This is a genomic window from Nocardia sp. NPDC127606 (assembly GCF_042671725.1).
In the GTDB taxonomy this organism is placed as follows: domain Bacteria; phylum Actinomycetota; class Actinomycetes; order Mycobacteriales; family Mycobacteriaceae; genus Nocardia.
In genome coordinates this window covers 2,199,958-2,218,546 of the sequence record NZ_JBHXWQ010000001.1, presented here as the reverse complement: position 1 = coordinate 2,218,546, position 18,589 = coordinate 2,199,958, and the positions used below count along the sequence as shown (strand labels likewise).

Annotated in this window: 21 protein-coding genes; 7 read left to right on the top strand and 14 right to left on the bottom strand. The window is 66.5% G+C overall.

Annotated elements, in window-relative coordinates; all coding sequences use genetic code 11:
- The first annotated feature begins 3 nt into the window (after positions 1-3).
- On the top strand, positions 4-1,038 hold the full coding sequence (locus ACFVJ5_RS10385; protein WP_379219661.1) for an alpha/beta hydrolase: 1,035 nt from the start codon (positions 4-6) through the stop codon (positions 1,036-1,038).
- Between the two features lie 87 nt (positions 1,039-1,125).
- On the opposite strand, the gene ACFVJ5_RS10380 is transcribed toward ACFVJ5_RS10385, so the two are convergent.
- From ACFVJ5_RS10380 to ACFVJ5_RS10320, 13 genes are all read right to left on the bottom strand, one after another.
- Complete coding sequence (locus ACFVJ5_RS10380) at positions 1,126-1,827, bottom strand: methyltransferase domain-containing protein (RefSeq protein ID WP_379219660.1); 702 nt, start codon at positions 1,825-1,827, stop codon at positions 1,126-1,128.
- 93 nt (positions 1,828-1,920) lie between these two features.
- Positions 1,921-3,165 carry a TetR/AcrR family transcriptional regulator gene (locus tag ACFVJ5_RS10375; RefSeq protein WP_379219659.1) on the bottom strand — a complete coding sequence of 415 codons (1,245 nt, stop codon included), beginning with the start codon at positions 3,163-3,165 and terminating at the stop codon, positions 1,921-1,923.
- Between the two features lie 52 nt (positions 3,166-3,217).
- The gene (locus ACFVJ5_RS10370) at positions 3,218-3,829 is read right to left on the bottom strand and encodes a hypothetical protein (protein ID WP_379219658.1); all 612 of its coding nucleotides are present in this window, start codon (positions 3,827-3,829) and stop codon (positions 3,218-3,220) included.
- 11 nt (positions 3,830-3,840) lie between these two features.
- A complete protein-coding gene (locus ACFVJ5_RS10365; RefSeq protein ID WP_379219657.1) occupies positions 3,841-5,025 on the bottom strand; it encodes an MCE family protein in 1,185 nt (394 codons plus the stop codon).
- The gene (locus ACFVJ5_RS10360) at positions 5,022-6,146 is read right to left on the bottom strand and encodes an MCE family protein (RefSeq protein ID WP_379219656.1); all 1,125 of its coding nucleotides are present in this window, start codon (positions 6,144-6,146) and stop codon (positions 5,022-5,024) included. The genes ACFVJ5_RS10365 and ACFVJ5_RS10360 overlap by 4 nt, the downstream gene beginning before the upstream one ends.
- Positions 6,143-7,237 (bottom strand): MCE family protein, encoded by a 1,095-nt coding sequence (locus ACFVJ5_RS10355; protein ID WP_379219655.1) that lies wholly within the window; start codon positions 7,235-7,237, stop codon positions 6,143-6,145. Before ACFVJ5_RS10355 ends, ACFVJ5_RS10360 begins: the two co-directional genes overlap by 4 nt.
- Positions 7,237-8,244 carry an MCE family protein gene (locus ACFVJ5_RS10350; protein ID WP_379219654.1) on the bottom strand — a complete coding sequence of 336 codons (1,008 nt, stop codon included), beginning with the start codon at positions 8,242-8,244 and terminating at the stop codon, positions 7,237-7,239. The genes ACFVJ5_RS10355 and ACFVJ5_RS10350 overlap by 1 nt, the downstream gene beginning before the upstream one ends.
- Positions 8,241-9,263 carry an MlaD family protein gene (locus ACFVJ5_RS10345; protein ID WP_379219652.1) on the bottom strand — a complete coding sequence of 341 codons (1,023 nt, stop codon included), beginning with the start codon at positions 9,261-9,263 and terminating at the stop codon, positions 8,241-8,243. The genes ACFVJ5_RS10350 and ACFVJ5_RS10345 overlap by 4 nt, the downstream gene beginning before the upstream one ends.
- Positions 9,260-10,681, bottom strand: a complete 1,422-nt coding sequence (locus tag ACFVJ5_RS10340; protein WP_379219650.1) for an MCE family protein — start codon at positions 10,679-10,681, stop codon at positions 9,260-9,262. Before ACFVJ5_RS10340 ends, ACFVJ5_RS10345 begins: the two co-directional genes overlap by 4 nt.
- 8 nt (positions 10,682-10,689) lie before the next feature.
- Positions 10,690-11,553 (bottom strand): ABC transporter permease, encoded by an 864-nt coding sequence (locus ACFVJ5_RS10335; RefSeq protein ID WP_379219649.1) that lies wholly within the window; start codon positions 11,551-11,553, stop codon positions 10,690-10,692.
- Position 11,554: 1 nt separating this feature from the next.
- A complete protein-coding gene (locus ACFVJ5_RS10330; protein WP_379219648.1) occupies positions 11,555-12,403 on the bottom strand; it encodes an MlaE family ABC transporter permease in 849 nt (282 codons plus the stop codon).
- On the bottom strand, positions 12,400-12,582 hold the full coding sequence (locus tag ACFVJ5_RS10325) for a hypothetical protein (RefSeq protein WP_379219646.1): 183 nt from the start codon (positions 12,580-12,582) through the stop codon (positions 12,400-12,402). The genes ACFVJ5_RS10330 and ACFVJ5_RS10325 overlap by 4 nt, the downstream gene beginning before the upstream one ends.
- Positions 12,582-12,806, bottom strand: coding sequence for a hypothetical protein (locus tag ACFVJ5_RS10320; RefSeq protein WP_379219645.1), 225 nt, complete (start codon positions 12,804-12,806; stop codon positions 12,582-12,584). Before ACFVJ5_RS10320 ends, ACFVJ5_RS10325 begins: the two co-directional genes overlap by 1 nt.
- A gap of 274 nt (positions 12,807-13,080) precedes the next feature.
- Here ACFVJ5_RS10320 and ACFVJ5_RS10315 point away from each other — a divergent pair, with 274 nt between their 5' ends.
- Together ACFVJ5_RS10315 and ACFVJ5_RS10310 are read left to right on the top strand one after the other, a co-directional pair.
- Positions 13,081-14,247, top strand: a complete 1,167-nt coding sequence (locus tag ACFVJ5_RS10315) for a thiolase family protein (RefSeq protein ID WP_379219643.1) — start codon at positions 13,081-13,083, stop codon at positions 14,245-14,247.
- Between the two features lie 5 nt (positions 14,248-14,252).
- On the top strand, positions 14,253-15,131 hold the full coding sequence (locus tag ACFVJ5_RS10310; protein ID WP_379219641.1) for an oxygenase MpaB family protein: 879 nt from the start codon (positions 14,253-14,255) through the stop codon (positions 15,129-15,131).
- On the opposite strand, the gene ACFVJ5_RS10305 is transcribed toward ACFVJ5_RS10310, so the two are convergent.
- Positions 15,124-16,407, bottom strand: coding sequence for an MFS transporter (locus ACFVJ5_RS10305; RefSeq protein WP_379219639.1), 1,284 nt, complete (start codon positions 16,405-16,407; stop codon positions 15,124-15,126). The genes ACFVJ5_RS10310 and ACFVJ5_RS10305 overlap by 8 nt on opposite strands.
- A gap of 112 nt (positions 16,408-16,519) precedes the next feature.
- Here ACFVJ5_RS10305 and ACFVJ5_RS10300 point away from each other — a divergent pair, with 112 nt between their 5' ends.
- The 4 genes from ACFVJ5_RS10300 (at position 16,520) to ACFVJ5_RS10285 (ending at position 18,588) form a co-directional block, all read left to right on the top strand.
- Positions 16,520-16,882 (top strand): winged helix-turn-helix transcriptional regulator, encoded by a 363-nt coding sequence (locus tag ACFVJ5_RS10300; protein WP_379219637.1) that lies wholly within the window; start codon positions 16,520-16,522, stop codon positions 16,880-16,882.
- 168 nt (positions 16,883-17,050) lie between these two features.
- Positions 17,051-17,317 carry a hypothetical protein gene (locus tag ACFVJ5_RS10295; RefSeq protein WP_379219635.1) on the top strand — a complete coding sequence of 89 codons (267 nt, stop codon included), beginning with the start codon at positions 17,051-17,053 and terminating at the stop codon, positions 17,315-17,317.
- 245 nt (positions 17,318-17,562) lie between these two features.
- Positions 17,563-18,060 (top strand): hypothetical protein, encoded by a 498-nt coding sequence (locus tag ACFVJ5_RS10290; protein WP_379219633.1) that lies wholly within the window; start codon positions 17,563-17,565, stop codon positions 18,058-18,060.
- A 54-nt stretch (positions 18,061-18,114) separates the two neighbouring features.
- Complete coding sequence (locus tag ACFVJ5_RS10285; protein WP_379219631.1) at positions 18,115-18,588, top strand: hypothetical protein; 474 nt, start codon at positions 18,115-18,117, stop codon at positions 18,586-18,588.
- Position 18,589: the final 1 nt, after the last annotated feature.

Below are 18,589 nucleotides of genomic sequence, written 5' to 3'. Positions count from 1 at the left end.
CTGGTGAGAAGAACACCCCGATCGATCCGAACGGCCGCGGTAGGCGCCGCGCTGGTGAGCGCGTTGGCCTCGGCCGCGCTGGCGCTGCCCGCGAGCGTCGCTGTCGCCCAACGCGAGACGGCCGGGATCGTCTCGACAGTCGATATCGACAGCAGACGCCAGCTGGTGACCGTCTTCTCGCCCGCGATGGACAAGCAGATCCCGGTGCAGGTGATCCGGGCCGCCGATACCGAGAACCCGCGGCCGACGATGTATCTGCTCAACGGTTCCCAAGGCGGCCCGAATCAGAGCGGCTGGGACGCGCAGACCGACGCCGTGAGTTTCCTGCGTGACAAGGACGTCAACGTCGTGACCCCGGTCGGCGGCGCCAGCTCCTACTACACCGACTGGGTGCGCGACGACGCGGTGCTCGGCCGCAACAAATGGCAGACGTTCCTCAACGAGGAGTTGCCGTCGGTGATCGAGGGATTCCTCCGGGCCGATGGCAACCGCACCATGGTCGGTGTGTCGATGAGCGGCACCTCGGTGCTGAACCTGGCCATCGCCAAGCCCGGCTTCTGGAACAGCGTGGCGTCCTACAGCGGTTGCGCGCAGACCTCGGACCCCATCGGCCAGGAATTCGTCCGGATCACGGTCGAGAACTGGGGTGGCGGGCAGAGCATCGAGAACATGTGGGGCCCACGCAACGGCCCCCTGTGGCGAGCCAACGATCCACTCGTCAACGCCGAAGGGCTGCGCGGCACCGAGGTCTATCTGAGCACCGGCACCGGAATCCCCGGCGCACCCCACGACAGCCCGGCTGACGCGCGTGTCCAGGACGGCAGGATCCCGCTCCCGGTCCAGATCGCCTTCGGCGGCCCCATCGAGGCGGCAGTGCACTTCTGCACCGTCAACCTCGCGAACCGGCTGCGCGAGTTGAACATTCCGGTCACGCTGGACGAACGTCCAGTCGGCACACACTCCTGGGGCTACTGGGAAGACGACCTCCGTTCGTCGTGGCCTTTCCTGGCGCGGTCGGTCGGCAGCCGGACGAACTGAAGCGCGTCGGGATCGGCTGTTCGAGCCCCGAGAGGATGTCCTCCCCGGCCGCGATGCCGCGGCCGAGGAGGACGGCTCCGACGGGGCTCAGGACTTGGTGGCGACGACGAGAACGTTCTTGCCGAAGAGCTTGCCGGTGACGACCTGGAGAAGCTTGCTGAGGGGGAACACCGCTCGGTCGTAGAGCTTGAGCGCGCGTGTGTTGATCGTGCCGTCGTCGCTGCCGGCGAATTTGTAGGCCAGGGTGGCGAAGAAGCCGATCGGATCGCAGTAGCGCGACTCGACGATCTCGAGACCCGCGTTGCGCAGGATGCGGTCGAGCTGGGTCCGTCGGTAGCGCCGGTAGTGCCCGACCTTCGTGTCCATCGAGGTGAACAGCACCTCGAGGGCGGGCACATAGATCACCAGGGTTCCGCCCGGCCGCAGCAGCGAGGTGAGGTGTTCGGCGGCTTCCTGGTCGTTTTTGATGTGCTCGAAAACGTTGAAAGAATAGATGAGACCGTACATTTCGGAGTCGGACGGCTCGGCCTCGCAATCGACGACCTTGTAGCCCTTCGACAGCAGCAATTTCTGCAACTCGGCGTCGGGTTCGAGACAATCCGGGATGATCTTCCGCTCGGCCAGCATATCGGCGTAGGTACCACGACCGGCACCGAAGTCGAGTATGCGCAGGTCCGGCGACGTGACATGTTTATCCACGCAGTCGATCAGAAATTTGTTGTAGTTGACCGCTTCGGTCATCGCCTCCAGGTTGTCGCACCCGGTGTACGCGAATTCGCTGCTGGTCACGCTTGATCCCCTCAATTCTTCGATGGGCGGCAATGGCGGCCAGCGTAGTCCGGTTACATTGCGGTGCCACGACATCGGGGAACAAACGTGAATTCAGCGGGCGAGCGGCCTGCCGAGGAGGATGGTCTGGAGCAGACGGATCACCGTCTCCTGCGGACAGATTCCGTCGTCACCGAAGGTGCGGCCCAGGTCGACCACCAGGCTGAACGCCGCGTGCACGAGGATTCTGGCCTCGCCGATCGAGAGCTCCGGTCGGGCCTGCGCCACGAGTTTGGCCCACTCGGTGATGATCAATTGCTGCAGGTGGCGCAGAGTCACCTGATCGGCCTGGTCCACGTGGGTGAACTCGGCGTAGTAGACGAAGGTCAGCGCCCGTTCCTCGAAGGACCCGGACACGTAGAGGTCGATCAGTGTCCCCAGCGCCTCGGCGGGGGTATCGGCGGCGGTCACGGCGGGGGTGATCGCCCCGGACACCCGGTCGGCCGCGCGCCGGAACGCCGCGACCAGCAGGTCGCTCTTGCTGCGGTAATAGCGATACACCGCCGAAGCCGCCGACAGATCCGCCGCGACCGCGATGTCTTCCATACTGACGTTCGGATAGCCGCGCTCGTGGAACAGCTCCACCGCCTTGCGCAGCAACAGCTCGTGTTTGAAAGGCTGCGCGCGTTCACCGGCTCGACGGACCAGCGCGGCACTGCGCTCGCCCGACATGTCGGCGTCGACCAACGCCCAACCGGTCGATTTCAGCAGCGGGGCAAGCGTTTTGACCGAGACGGTGGCGTGGTGGTCGCCGATGCTGCTGATCACTGCGAACAGCGAGACGGCGCGGATCACCCGGTCGTAACCGTCGAGTTCGGGACGCAACTCATGGATGAGCCGGCGCACCGCGGCGATCGCGGTGGTGAACTGGCCGGTGAACTCGGCGAAGTCGGCAGGCTCGAGGTAGCGGCGCTCCCACCGGGCCAGTGCGACGGTCGGGCGGTTGGTGATGGTCAGCACGGTGATCGCGTCCAGAACGTGATCCAGACGCTCGCGCGGCGACCACTCGGCGGCTTCGTCGGGGAGTTCGACCGCCTGCAGCGCCAAACCGGACAACCGCAGCAATTCCTCCCGGAACAGCGCGTATTTGCTCGGAAAATGGCGGTAGAGGGCGGTGGAGCTGATCTCGAGCCTGCGGGCGATGTCGTCCATGCTCACGCCGTGGTAGCCGTGCGCGCCGAACGCCGCCGCCGATTCCGCCGCGATCTGCGCACGCCGGTTCTTCGGCCTGCGCTTGACCACCCGGGGTTGCGCGTCCGCTGTCGATTGTGCCGCGTGCTCGTTCGTCGTCCTGCCCATCTCGTCTGTCATGTTATCGCCCGATTGCCGCGGGCTAGCTCACCGGATTCGCTCACTGCGCCTGCACGGGTGGCGTCGGGGAGTTCACCTTCTCGACCAACCAGCGGCCGTCGTCGTTGCGCAGGCTCAGCACCATCGACAGCTGGCCGGGTTTGGGCTTGTGCTGGGTTCCCAGGCTGGTGATGGTCTGGCGGATCACCACGATCGCCTCGGCCGCGTCCTCGTCGGCGGTGCGGATCGCGCATTGGGTGTCGGTGACCTCCGAGGTGACCTCGCCCTGGGTGAGGACCTCGCGCAGTTCGGCGCTGGTCGATTCGAACTGCTTCTTCCAGTCGCCGGTCGAGCCGTCGAGCACCCCCTTGAAGTAGGTGTCGAGGTTCTTGCTGTCGTAGTCCGCCAGCACGGGTCCGTACTGACAGGCGGCCGCGCGAGCCTGTTCCTGGGCTCGCAACAGGTCCTTGCTGTCCTGGTTCTGCACGTAGAACACGACCGAGGTGGCCAGCGAGGCGCACAGGACCGCCGCCACGCCGACGCGCGCGGCGAGAGAGCCTGTCCGTCCGCGCCACCACGACTTCTCGCGATCGGCGGTCGGCGTCGTGTCGGCGGCCGGGGCCGCGACGGGCGCGCTGGAATCGGTGATCGGGTCCTTCTCGTCGCTGCTCATGATGGAACTCCTCAACGTGGTGCGGGGACGGCGGGCTGGGACAGTTCGTTGCCGGTGACGCCGGGCGGTGGCCCCGCGCCGTTGTCAGGACCGGGCGGCCTCGGCGCATTGGCCGAACCACGCACCTGCAGAGCCGGGTTGGAGGTGACGCAGTAGTTGTAGAGGCGCACCCGGGTGTCGGTGGTCTCGGTGGTCGGCACCACGGGGACGGTGTCGTATTCACACGACGGTCGTGGCCACGGGTCGATGAGGGTGAAGAAGCCGCCGTCGTGTGCCGGGACGCCGATCGCGTCGGCGAAGCGGCTCAGCGACGGGAACAGCGCCTCGAGCGCCGGCTGCCGGAGTTTGGCGGCCTTGGTGATGGCGACGAAGTTCGTCACCAGATCGGTGATCGGGTCGTGGGTGCGCGAGACGAACCCGCCCAGCGTCGCCAGCTGCCCGGGCCCCTGTTCCAGCAGGTGCCGCACCTCGATGTCGGCGGCGGTGAACTGCCGGAACAGGGCGGTGCCCGAGGCGGTGAGCGTGCTGAGGTCCGGTTGCGCGTGCGAGGTGGTCTCGGCGATGACCTCGAGATTGCGGAGCAACTGCTGGGTCTGCGGCAGCAGTTCGGTGAGCCCGGCCATCGCCCTGCTGATCCCGGAGATCATGTTGCGCAACCCATCCGGGCCCCCGGCGAGGGCTTTGTCGAGTTCGTCGACGATCACCGTGAGCCGTTCGGGATTCATGCCGCCGACCAGGCCGCTCATGTTCGCGAGCACCGATTGCATCGGCACCGGCACCGAGGTCTGCGCCCGCTCGATCACCGAGCCGTCGCGCAGATAGGGCCCACTCTCGGAGACGGGACGAAAGTCCAGGTACTGCTCGCCCGCCGCGGACAACCGGTTGACAGCGACGGTGCCGCCGACGGGAATCTGTGTGCCCCCATCGATCTCGGCCACCGCCGCGATGCCGTCACCCGACACGCCTACCGAACTCACCCGGCCGACCCGCCAGCCGCGGAAGGTGACATCGCTACCGACCGACAACCCGCCGGAGGTCGCCAACTTCACCGTCACCACATACTGCGAGCGGCTCGGATCTATCCGCAGCACCGCACCGCCCAGATAGAGGCAGCCGAGCACGAGCACGACCACGAGTCCGGCGTTGGCGACCGCGACCCGTCTGCGCACCAGCCATTGCCACAGCGGTGAATTCATCGCGGACCCTCCTGCGGTGCGGGTTGCGGGATGCTGGTCACGCGACCGAACACCTTCGCGAGAACCTCGGCCAGACTGCCGATGAACGCGGGCACATCGCCCCCTTCGGGCCAGCGGCTGCCCGACGGGTCGGTGAGTGCGCCGATGTCGAGATAGGACACCGTCGCCGCCACCGCCAAGGTCGGGCCCTGCAGGCTGGCCATCAGCGACGGGTACAGGGTGTGCAGTCCCTCGAGGGTGCCGGTGAGGTCGTCGCCCATCCGGGTGAACCCCGACATCAGGTTCTGCACGCTCTGGAACAGGCTCACGAACTGCGGCCCGTTGCTCGTGCTGAAGTCGCCGAGTGCGTCCATGGTGACCGCCACTTTGCCGATCAGGTCGACGATCGACTGATTGTTCTCCGCCACCAGGCCGATCAGCTGCGGGAAGCTGTCGGCCACGGCGCCGAGTTCGGCCTTGCGGCCGGCGAGCTCGGAGGTGAGTACCCGCAAGCCGTGCAGGGTGGCGTCGAGGTCGCCGGTGCGCTGGTTGAGCGCGCCGATGACGTCGGTCATCTCGGTGACCAGGTGGCGCAGTTGCGGCGCGTGCCCGGCGAAGATCGAATCGAGTTCGGAGGTGATCCGCGCGGCCTGGTTGATGCCGCCACCGTTGATCAGCATCGAGATCGACATCATCAGCTGCTCCACCGAGGCGGCGGAGCCGGTGTGCTCGATGCCGATCGTCTCGCCCGCACGCAGCGGGGCCCCCGCCTCGGCGTCGGTCGGCAGCGTCATCGCGACGAAGATGTCGCCGAGCGGTGTCGCCTGACGCAGCTCGGCGGTGGTCCCGCGCGGCAGCTGGATGTCCTCACGGATCAGCATTTCGATGTCGGCGAGGAACGAGGTGGTCGAAATGTCGGTCACCACACCGATATCGGTGCCGCCGATCTTCACCTGGGCCCGGTCGGGCAGGTTGAGCGCGTCGCGGAAGGTGGCGTGCAGGGTATAGCCGGGGCCGCCGATGCCGGGTTCGGGCATGGGCAGTTCCCGCACCGTAAGTGAGCAGGCGGTACTCGCCGACACGACGACCACGGCGCAGGCAGCGGCAGCGGTCGATCGTGAAACGGCTGTGCGCAGGTTCATTCGGTGATTCCCAACAGTGCGGCGGTGAGCCCGAAGTCGGGCCCGAAGTCGGCGATCTTGCCGGTGCGGCAGCCGTCGTGGCGCAGTTGGACGCGTTCGCAGAACAGCGACAGCGCCTCTCCGTCGAGCACGGCCTTGTCGAGCAGTCCGTGCAGGCGCAGCGCTTGGCGCTCCCGGCTCATCGCGTTGTCGATGTTGTCGAAGAACAGCGGTCCGACATCGATGATCTCGGTGAGCCCGCGGGCGTTGGCCCGCATCTGGGCCGCGATGGCGACGAACTTGGTGAGCGCGCCGGCCAGCTGATCCTGGTTCTGCCCGACCACCGAGGAGGTGTTGGTGACGAAGTCGTCGAGCTGGGTCAGCACGGCTTGCAATCCGGGTGCCTGCGCGCCGAGCAGGGCCACCAGCTCGGTGATCCGGCCGCTGAAATCGCGCACGGTCTGGTCGTTCTCGGCGATGATCTGGGTGATCTCGTTGAGCCGGATGACCGTGTTCGCGATCTGATCCTTGTTGGCGAAGGTCACCTCGAAGGCCGCCGACAGCGAGTCGAGGGTTTCGCGAAGTCGATCGCCGTTGCCCTCGAGCAGCGGGAACAGCACCCGGCTGGCCATCGGGCCCGTCTCGCTGTCGCCTTTCAACGCGGCGCCGAGTTGGTCGAAGTTCTCCAGGATGCGGTCGAGCTCGACCGGAGTTCTGGTGCGTGCCAGGGGAAGATGTGCGCCGTCGGCGAGTTCGGGACCGGATCCGGTGTAGGCGGGCGCCAGTTCGACGTGGCGGTTGGTGATCAGCTGCGGCGAGATCAGCGCGGCCATCGCATCGGCCGGGATCCGTACGTCGGCCTCGACCGACATCACCACCTCGACATAGCTGCCGCGTGGCGTCACCGATTCGACAACCCCGACCGGAACGCCGAGTACCGAGACCTCGTTGCCCACGTAGAGCCCGGCCACGCTCTCGAAATCCGCGCTGATGCGTTTGTTCTCGCCGAAATACCGGTCGCCGAGACTCGATACGCTGCCGGGAAGCAGCGAACAGCCCGACGCCACTGCGGCGGCCAGGCACATCGCCGCCAGTTTCGCTCTGCGTCTCATCAGTTGCACCCCTGTACGGCCTGCGCGAAGCACAGCCAGTTGTCCGGAAAGACCCACGGAGCCCAGACGTCGCCGTAGGGTCCGTTGCCGACCACGTTGTTGAACTGGCGCAGCGTGACCGGGGCGATCTCGTAGATCCGGTCCAGGTTCTCTTTGTTCTCGGTCAGCCCGTCGGCCATGGTGTCGAGGTTGGCGATCAGCGGTCCGAGTTCGCCGTTGTTCTCGATGCCCATGTCCTGCAACAGTTTCGAGAGCGCGGCGACATTGTCGAGCAGCTGGGTGAGCAGCGTCTGCCTGGTCTGCACCGCGGCGCCGATCGCCTCACCACGGGTGAGCAACACGAGCACGCTGTTGCGGTTGTCCGACACCAGCTGCGAGACCTGGTCCATGCTCTTCAGGAGCAGGTCGACTTCGTCGCGGCGGGCATTGATCACCTGGGCGAGCGCGCCGATGCTGTCCAGCGCCTGCACGGCCATCGCGGGGGAGTCGCCCATCTGTTTGTCGAGCAGGTCGAGCGCGGTCCGCAGTTTGCTCGGGTCGAGGCGCTCGATCCGTTCGAACGAGGACGTGTACTTCGGGTCCTGGATCACCTTGCTCAGGTTGTAGGGGACCGAGGTGTTCTCGACCGTGATCCGATTGCCGGCGAGCGGGGCGCCTTTGCCCGGCTGCAGGTCGATGTGGAGCCTGCCGAGGATGGTCGACATCTTGATCGACGCCTTGGCATCGGCGCCCAGGCGCAGGTCGCGGCGCACGGCCAAGGTCACGTCGACCCGATCGTTCACGAGGTCGACCGCGCGCACCGCGCCGACCTCGATGCCGGAGATATCGACGGTCGCCCCCGGCCGCAACCCGGCGGCCTGGGCGAATTCGGCGTGAATCGTCTTGTCGCCCAGGCGTAGCTGCGCGAGCAGGCTGGACCCGCCGAGCAGCACTGCCACGGCGAGCACCGCGACCAGACCGAGGCGCAGGTTGCGGTTGTCACGCAGGAACGCGAACGTGCCCATCATCGGCACACCCCCGACTGCGATTCGCCGCCCACCTGGGAGAACAACCCCGGCGGCAACACCACGTTCCACAGCGAGACATCGAGTCGGCAGATGTAGGCGTTGCCGTAGGCGCCGTAGCTGGTGAACCGGGCCACGCCATTGAGGAAGTCGGGGAATTCCACGGCGGCGCGGTCGAGCGCGGCGCCGTTGTAGAGCAGCATCATCACGCCCTCGGTGGCGGTGCGCTGTGCCTCGGCCATGCCCGGTTTCACCTGGCCGATGAGCGTCACCAGGGAGTCGGTGGCGCCCGCCACCCGGTCGACGGAGCTCTTCAACGTCTGTCCTTCCGCGTAGAGCCCGTCCATCAGGCTGCGGGTCTGGGTGATCAGGGTTTCCAGTTCGCCGCTGCGATTGGCCAGCCCCGACATCACGGCGCTGAGGTTGCCCAGCACATCGCCGAGGATCTCGTCGCGCTGGCCGAAGGTGTTCGCCAGCTCGGCCGCCTGGGTGATCAGCGCGGACAGCGAGATCTCGTTGCCCTGCAGGGCCTGGATGAGCGTTTCCGACAGCGAATTGATCTGGTCGGGTTGCAGCACGCTGAACAGCGGTTCGAAGCCCGACAGCAGCGAGGACACGTCGAACGACGGCTCGGTACGGGTGAGCGGGATCTGCGAACCCGGCGCCACGGTGACCCCGGCGTCCTTGCCCGCGGCCAGGGCGATATAGCGCTGACCGATCAGATTCTGGTAGCGGACCAGCGCTTTCGTCGTATCGGTGAGGTGCTGGCGTGCCTCGATCCGGAAGGTGACGCGGGCGGTGTAGTCGTCGGTGAAATCAATCTTGTCGATGCGGCCGACGCGGACACCGGCCATCCGGACGTCATCGCCCACGCGGAGCCCGAGCACATCGGTGAACAGCGCCGAGTAGCTGTGGGTGCTGCCCGGCACACTGCGCTGCAGTGTCGACCAGACGGTGTAGGTGAGCGTGACGGTGAGGGCGACGAACAAGCTGAACCCGATGAGTGCTTTCGTCGATTTCATGGCGCCGCACTTTCGGTGTCGGGGACGACGGGAACATTGCCCAGGATCGAGCCGAGCAACAGCAGCTGGGTCACCGTGGGGCGCCCGCCGACGATGGCCGCCACTGCCGCGGGCCCCCGCAGCGAGATCGGCTGCACCGCAACGGAATCGGGCAGCGGCGCGGCGGCCGGTGCGGTGATTCCGGGGATGGCGGGCAGACCGGGAATCGACGGCAGCCCCGGAATCGCGGGTAGGCCAGGGATCGTGGGTACACCGGGGACGATCCCGGGCACTTGCACCGTCGGAGCCGGACCGGCCGCATCGACGCGTCGCGGGAGCTGCTGGGCCGGATACTCCTGTGGCGGTGCGACGTCCGGCACCGTCGGTCCGCCGCAGCGCGGCCCCGACATGGCACCATAGCGCGGACAATCGGCCGCGGTGTACTGCTGGAACGGGGTGAACGACACATCCATCTTCCACACCATCTGTTTGCGCGGCCCGAAGTGGAACACCTGCTGGAGCTTGCTCAGCGAGGCGTTGAGGTTGGCCGCGGCGGATTGGAGCGCGCCGGGATCCTTGGCCAGCGCTCCGAATACCGTGTCGAGGCCCGCCACGAGCTCCTTGCCCGAATTCGGGTTGGCGGCGAACAGGCTGTTCACCGCTTCGACGGTGGAGTTGCCCTCGGCGAGCAGCGCGACCAGTTGGGTGCGGTGCTCGTTGAGGGTGTTCGCCGCGGTCACCGAATCGCCGAGCATGCCGACCAGCTCGGGTGCGGACTGGCTCAACGCCATCGACGCACGGCCGAGATTGCCGAGCAGGCCGCCGATCTCGGGAATCCGGTGCACCTCGGTGAGCCAGGTATCGAGGCGCTCGATGGTGGAGCCGGGCACGCGCGCGCCGCCGTCGAGCGCGGCGGCCAGGGTCGCCAGCACCCGGCCGAGTTTCTCCGGCTGAATGGTGGTGAGCACGTCGCGCAGGGTGTTCAGCGTGGTCTGCAATTGAACGGTCGCGGAGCTGGTGTCCTCGCGGATGATGGCGCCTGCTCGCAGCGTGGTGGCGGCCGCGCCGTTGTCGACCAGCTGGATCGAGGTGACGCCGAAGATATTGTCCGGGATCACCCGCGCGGTGACGGTGTCCGGAATGGTCTCGGCGATACCGGGTTTCAGCTCCAGGGTGGCGTGCTGGAGCTTGCCCTTGGCGACCATGTCGACGGCCGAGACCGCCCCCACGATCATCCCGCGGTACTTGACGTCGGCGCGCTGGGGTAGACCGTCGCCGGTGCTGGTCAGCTCGGCGCCGACCACCACGGTGTCTTCGAACTCGCCGTTGTAGCGCATACCGAGCAGATACAGCGCCAGTGCGAATGTGAGGGCCACCGCCAGACCCGCGAGGGTGAGCTGGAGCGGTTTGGGGCCGCGACCACTGGGATCGAGAATCATCGACCGACCTATCCCGAGATCCGGAATCCGGGGTCGATGCCCCAGATAGCAAGGGTGAGAAAGAGATTGGTGAAAACCATCACGACGATGACCATCTTGATGGCGCGTCCCGCCGCCACGCCGACGCCTTCGGGACCGCCGGTGGCGGTGTAGCCGTAATAGCACTGGATGAACGTGGCGATCAGCACGAAGATCACGACCTTGAGCACCGAGAAGAACACGTCGCCGCCCAGCAGGAACTGGAAGAAGTAGTGGTCGTAGGTGCCCGCGGTGGTCCCGCCGAGGAACAGCACCGACAGCTTGGTCGCCACATAGGCGACCGCGAGGCCGAGCGTGTAGAGGGGCACGATCGTCAGCGTGGCCGCGATCATCCGGGTGGTGACCAGGTAGGGCAGCGGGCGGATCGCGATGGATTCGAGCGCGTCGATCTCCTCCGAGATCCGCATCGAGCCGAGCTGCGCGGTGAACCGGCAGCCGGACTGGATGGCGAAGGCGAGTGTGCCCAGGATCGGCGCGATCTCGCGCGTGGTGGCGAAACCGGAGATGGCTCCGGTGAGCGGGCCCATGGTCAGCAGGTTGAGCGCGGTGTAGGACTCCACGCCGACGGTGATGCCGCCGAACGCGCACAGCACCACGACCACACCCACGGTGCCGCCGCCCACGATCAGCGAGCCGTTGCCCCACCCGACATCGGCGACCAGGCGCGCGACTTCCTTGCGGTAGTGCCGCAGCGCGAACGGAATCGCGAACAGGGCCTGGAAGAACACGATGGCCTGATGTCCTACGCGCTGGTTGGCCCGCACGGGCACTTTCGCGGCGTTGCCGACCACGCGTACCGGCCGCATGACGGGCGGAATGTATTCGGCTGCCATCTCAGACCACCTTCGACGGGAAGAAGGTGTTGTAGAGCTGGGTGACGATGATGTTGGTGGCGAACAGCATCAGCGCCGAGGACACCACCGCCGAGTTCACCGAGTTCGCGACCCCACCCGGCCCGCCTTTGGTGTGTAGGCCGACGTCGCAGGCGATGATCGCGGTGAGCACACCGAAGATCGCGGCCTTGACCAGCGCGACGATCAGATCGTTGGCCACCGCGAACGAGGCGAACGAGCCGATGAACGACCCCGGTGTGCCGTGCTGAGCGTAGACATTGAACAGGTACGCGGTCGCGAAGCCGACGAACACGATGAACCCACACAGCAGCATGCTGACCAGCACGGCCGCGGCCAGTCGCGGTGCGACGAGCCTGCGCACCGGATCCACGCCCATCACCCGCATCGCGTCGATCTCCTCACGGATGGTGCGCGAACCGAGGTCGGCGCAGATGGCCGATCCCACCGCGCCCGCGATCATCAGCGAGGTCACCAGCGGCGCACCCTGACGGATGATGCCGAGCCCGGCCACCGCGCCGATGAACGTGGTCGCACCGACCTGATTCACGAGGGCGCCGACCTGGATCGAGACCACCACCGCGACCGGGATCGCGACGAAGACGGTCGGCAGCGCGGAGACGTTCGCCATGAAGGCGCACTGCTTGATGAACTCCTGGAACGGGAATCGCCGCTGCACGAGGGACAGGAACAGCTGCGCGAACGTGGCCCTGGCGAGCAGAACCTGCCTGCCCAGTGTCTCGATCGACTGCTGTGGGTGTCGTCGCCACAGCCCCGTGACGCTGTCGACGATCTTGTCGAGCTCGGAGGGCTCGGTCGCGGGGCGTGTCATGCGCTCAGCCCGTGCTCGAGCAGGACCAGGAGTGCGCCGACCGCGGCCACGCCGAGAGCGAGAACGCAGAGCACAGCGATCCACATGCCCACGCGGAGCACGGGATTGACCTGCGTGCGCCCGCCCAGGACCTTGACGACGATCACCACGATGTCGATGAACCAGACCACCGCCATCATCAGGTCATCGTCACATTCGCGAAGGTGAGCACCGGCCAGCACACGATGGATCCGAGGAAGGAGATGACCAGGTCGACACCGTGTAGATCGCGGAGGTGGCCCGTATGGGTGAGCGTCCAGATGACCCCGACGAGGCTGTAGGGGATGCCGATGATGATGAATGTGCCGAGGAATTCCGACACCTTCATCTCGTAACTGAGAAATCTGTCCAGCCGTCGCAACATGGCGATACCGCTGTTCCTTCCTTCATGAACCAGTCGGTGACGCGAGCTGGTAGCCGATGTCGTTGACCGTCCAGCGATGTTGCCGACAATTCTTCTTTGAACTGATGATGTTGCCGTTTATTCTGCGTAGATACCCGATGGGGCCGTCGCGATCGATGCTCCGACGGCTCGCATGCCAGTGATAAGTTACTAGCAATTCTCGCCGATGTAGCGAGAATGGTGATTAACTTAGTGTCGGGAGGTCGCCGACCGTCGGCGACTGTTCAGGAGGTTCGTGATGTCCGCGGTCATCGTTGATGTGGTTCGTACGCCGTCGGGCCGGGGCAAGCCCGGCGGCGGGCTGTCGGCCGTGCACCCGGCCACGCTGCTGGCGGGCGTGCTGGCGGAGCTGGTCGAGCGCACCGGCATCGATCCCGCCCTCGTCGACGATGTGATCGGCGGATGCGTCACCCAGAGCGGGGAGCAGGCCAACAACATCAGCCGGACCGCCGTGCTGGCGGCCGGATTCCCCGAGTCGGTCCCGGCCACCACGGTCGACCGGCAGTGTGGATCGAGCCAGCAGGCCGTGCATTTCGCCGCTCAGGGCGTGCTCGCCGGTGCGTACGACGTGGCGATCGCGTGCGGCGTCGAGTCGATGAGCCGCGCGCCGATGTTCTCCAACACCCAGGGCAAGGACTCGCTGCGCGGTCCACTCGCCGCCCGCTACCCGGCCGGGCTGATCGGTCAGGGGATCGCGGCGGAAATCCTCGCCGCCCGATGGAAACTGGACCGTGCGACGCTGGACGAATTCGCAGCGCGCTCGCACCGGCTCGCGGCGGCCACCGCGGCGGCGGGCGGATTCGACGCCGAATTGATCGCGGCCGGTGACCTCACCGCCGACGAGACCATTCGCGCCACGACCACGGTCGACGGTTTGGCGGGCCTGCGCCCCGCCTTCACCGATCCCACTGTCCTGGAACGGTTTCCGGAGATCGACTGGTCGGTCACGCCGGGCAATTCCTCACCGCTCACCGACGGCGCGTCGGCGGCGCTGATCATGAGCGAGAAGATGGCGGCCAAGCTGGGCCTCACCCCGCGCGCCCGCTTCCACTCCTTCGCCGTTGTCGGCGACGATCCCACCCTCATGCTCACCGCAGTCGTCCCGGCGACCCGCAAGGCGCTCGAGCGCGTCTCGCTCACGGTCGACGACATCGACACCTTCGAGGTGAACGAAGCGTTCGCCCCGGTCCCGCTCGTCTGGCAACACGAACTCCACGCCGACCCGGCCAGGGTCAATCCGCGTGGTGGCGCGATCGCCCTCGGTCACCCGCTCGGTGCGTCCGGCACCCGACTGCTCGCCACGATGGTCAACCACCTCGAACAGACCGGTGGCCGCTACGGGCTGCAAACGATGTGTGAGGCAGGCGGATTGGCCAACGCCACCATCATCGAACGGATGTGAGCACGATGACCACGAACACCCTGACCCTCGACCGGGTTCGCCTCCACATTCCCGACACCTACCGCTCCCCGCGCAAACGTCCCGCCCAGCTCGCCGACGCCCTGGACTTCTGGATGTTCGCCGGCGCCGCCGCGAACGTCGCCATGCAGTTCGCGCACCAGGGTGTCGCGGCCGGTGTGATGGAAAGTCAGGTGGAATCCGGTGCGCTGATGGTGCACCCGTGGAAACGCCTGCGCACGACCTCCGCCTACCTCGCTGTCGCGGTGCTCGGCACCGACGAGGACAAGAAGGCGATGCGTGCGGCGGTCGACGTCGCGCACCGCCAAGTCCGGTCGCGACCGGAATCGAAGGTGAAATACAACGCCTTCGACCGGAACCTCCAGATGTATGTGGCGGCGGCCATCTACATCGGTTTCGAGGACACACACCAGCTGCTGCACGGCAAGATGACCGCCGACGAGCTCGAAGTGTTCTTCCAAGGCGCGGACACCTTCGGCACCACGCTGCAGGTCCACCCCGACATGTGGCCGAAGACGCGCGCGGAGTTCGACGAGTACTGGCTTCGGGCCTGCGAACAGGTCGTGTGCGACGACGAATTCCGTGCCTACATCGACGATCTGCTCCACCTTCGGATGATCGCCTGGCCCCTGCGTCTCACGTTGGGTGGGCTCCTGCAGTTCTTGACCGCGGGCTTCCTGCCACCGCATTTCCGCGATCAGATGGCCATCGAATGGACCGATTCGGACCAGCGCCGCTTCGAGCATCTGTTCCTGTTCGTCGGCTTCGTCAACCGTTTCATCCCGAGGTTCATCAGATTCGCGGGCACCCACGCGATGATCCGCGACGTGCGTCGCCGAATCCGTAAACAGAAGGCGCTCATCTGATTCGAGCGCCGGTGGTGCCGAGGGCGGCGGCGGTGAGGCAGGCGAGGGCCGCGGTGATCCAGAGGGGAGTGTAGGAGCCGTTGAGGTCGCGGATCAGGCCGCCCGTGAGGGCCATCGCGCCCGCGCCGAGTTGGTGGAAGACGCTGATCCAGCCGAACGTGAGGGCGCTGTCGGCGCCGAAGTAGTGCCGGCACAGGGTCAGTGTCGGCGGCACTGTCGCGACGTCGAGGATGCCGAACACCACGGCGAAGACGACGAGGTCGGGGGACCACACGCTGGTGAACAGGATCGGGAGGAGGGCGAGGGATACACCGCGGCCGAGGAAGAACACCCCGAGGAGCAGTCGCGGTTCGATCCGGTCGGTGAGCCAGCCCGCGGAGACGGTGCCGAGGATGTTGGCGACGCCGATGATCGCCAGCAGGCCCGACGCGGCGGTGGCGGCCATGCCGTGATCGTGCGCGGCGGGGGTGAAGTGACTCCACATCAGGCCGTTCGTGGTCGCCCCGCACAGTGCGAACATCGAGGCCAGTACCCAGAATCGGGTGTCGCGCACGGCGCGGAGCAGGGCGGTGATGGTGCGGGCGAACGGGTTCACCCGGCGATCGGTGTCGGCTGGTTCGGTATCGGGATTCGCGCCGTAGCGAACGGCGCCGATCGCGGCGGGGCTCTCGCGCAAGAAGAGCAGCACGCCGAGCAATGCCGCCGTCGCGAGCGCTCCGCAGGCGAGAACCGGCGCGCGCCAGTCGGCTCGCGCGAGCAGCACCGACAGCAGGGGCAGCATCGCGAACTGTCCGAATACGCTTGCTGCGGTGAGCAATCCGGTGGCCAGACCGATCTTGCGGTAGAACCATCGGTTCGCCACAGTCGCGGCGAACACCGTGGTGATCGACCCGGTCCCGACCCCGATGGCGAAGCCGAACCACAGCACGAACCAGAAGACCGACGGGGTCCAGATCGCGGTGAGGACCGAACTCGCGATCAGCGCGAGCAGTGCGGACGACGTCACCCGGCGGATGCCGTAGCGGTCCATCATGGCCGCGGCGAACGGCCCGACCACCCCGTAGAGCACCATGTTCACCGCCACCGCGGCGCCGATTCCGGTGCGACTCCACCCCTTCGTCTCGACCAGCGGTTCGGTGATCAACCCCGCGATCGTGGCGAAACTCCCCGCCGCGACGAGCGCGAGGGCCGCTACGGCCACGATCGTCCACGCGGGATGAAAACGGGGCCCCCGTCGGATCGCGCGCTGCTCGAGATCGACTGCGGAATTGCTCACCGGAATCCTTCGCGTTGCTCGACGTCCTTACCCTCGTTTCTATCAACCAACGATCAGGATCGGCAGTATGCACAATCTTGTCCATATGGACGAAATGGATACCATCGAGCGTATGGCAACCACGGAGGAAGTCCGGGCGCCGATCGTACGAGCGATGCGGAGCTGCCCCGTCGAAGTGAGCATCGCCGTGCTCGGCGGCGCCTGGAAGATGACCATCGTCAAATACCTCCTCGACGAGCCCTTGCGCTACGGCGAACTACGCCGCAAGGTCGGCGAGGTAACCCCCCGCGTCCTCACCCGTCAACTCCGCGAACTGGAACAAGACGGCATCGTCAACAGACACTCCTTCGCCGAAGTCCCACCACGGGTGGAGTATTCGCTCACCCCCACCGGGCGGGCACTGCGCGGTTTCGTGTCCGAGCTGAACCGCTGGGGTGCGGAATACGTCGAGAGTATTGCCCGTCCCGACCGGTGAGCACTGACAGGATGGCGCCTGTGAAGAGGCTCCGACCCTGTAGTCCATACCCCGTGTCCGAGTAGGTTGCAGACAAGGGCAGCGGTGGAGGTCTCTGCTGAGATCGTAAGCAACGCTGTACAACTGGTGTGCGACCGCACTGTCGGTGCTGAACTGGAAGGAGGACGGATGAGCCTTTCCTGGAAGGACGTCCAGGCGTTCCGTGGTCGAGGTGAAGTCGCGGACGCGCTCGCCAGTCGTGCGCATGACGTCGATCGCTGGGCAGAATCCGAAGGCTACGAGGTGCGCGATGATGGCTCCATCCGTGACGTGTGGCGCGCGACCGGCCGGGACATCGAGCTGACCGGAGCGGAGTCGGTTCGCCGATACAAGGTGGTGTTCGACCTGCGATCCGCCATCGATGCGGTCCTCTCGGATGCGCAGCCTCACGAGTAGCGGCGTCAGTACAGGCGAGGTCATGCAGATTTTCGGCGGCCGCGGCGTCGCCTGCTTCGATGTGTGCGTGTGTCCGAGTACGGAGATCTTTCGTGCGGCGGCTGGCACACGGGCTGGTCGCCACAGGTGGTGGGCGCAGCGGGCTGCTGACTGATAGCGGGTCGTGAGGCAGAATGTGGACGTGAGCGTTATGAGTAGGACGAAGTTCGGGGCGGGTGTCGCGGCGCCTGTCTGCGGTTAGTTCGATGTCGGACCAGGAAACAGGGCCAGGGTTCGCGCGCGGACCCGGCAACAGTCGATTCGATGCGGTGGAGCGGCTGCGTCAGAAGTTGGCAGAGACGAGGGCTGCCGAGACACGTCCGCGCAAGGGTGAAGACTCGCCGTCGAACGTCGTGCGCCTGCCAAAGCCGCCGCGGCGACGTCAAGAAGATATCGGTGCAGCTCCGCGCTGGTCTCCCGTTCCCGATGGCGCCTACGATCCGGCGGCCACCCGCCCGGTGACCCGAGCGGAATTGCAGCGGGAATCAGGATCGCTGCCGGTCGACGAGGTCGGGGCCGAGTCTGCCGGGAGCACCGAGCACGATGCGAATCTCATCGACTTCGACGCGTCGCGCCGTAAACGTGTCGGCGGAGAAAACCGCCCCGGCGGCGCCCGGCGGATGGTGAGGCCGCGCAGGATCGGCCCTACCCGGGGCGATGGCGGTGACGCCGGTTCGTCGCGTCCGGACGAACCCGGCCGCTGAGTCGTTTCGGCACGACCTGCTTCACTCGTCATCGCGCCCCGGCATCATGGTGTGATGCGAATCAGCGTCACCGGGCACTTGAACATCTCTGTCGAGACGATCCCGCTCGTTCGTGAGGCCATCGCCGATCTGATCGCCGACACGCCGCCGGGTCTGGTCGGTATTTCGTGCATTGCCCGCGGTGCGGACACCGTGTTCGCGGAAGTGGTCCTCGACGCGGGCGGGCAGCTCGAGGTGGTGGTGCCGTCGCGCGACTACCGGGAGTCGAAAGTGGATCCGGACCACCTGGTGCAGTTCGACTCGCTCATCGAGCGGGCCACGACAGTTCGAGTTATGGACTTCGACAGTGCAGGCCGCGAAGCCTATGAGGCTGCTAACGAGGTCCTGGTAGGCGAGGCCGACCGGTTGATCGCGGTGTGGGACGGGAAGGTCGGCGAGCGTGCCGGTACCGCGACCGTGGTCGCACTGGCGCGTGAGCGGGGTATTCCCGTCGACGTGGTGTGGCCGAACGGTGCTGTACGGGGTTAGT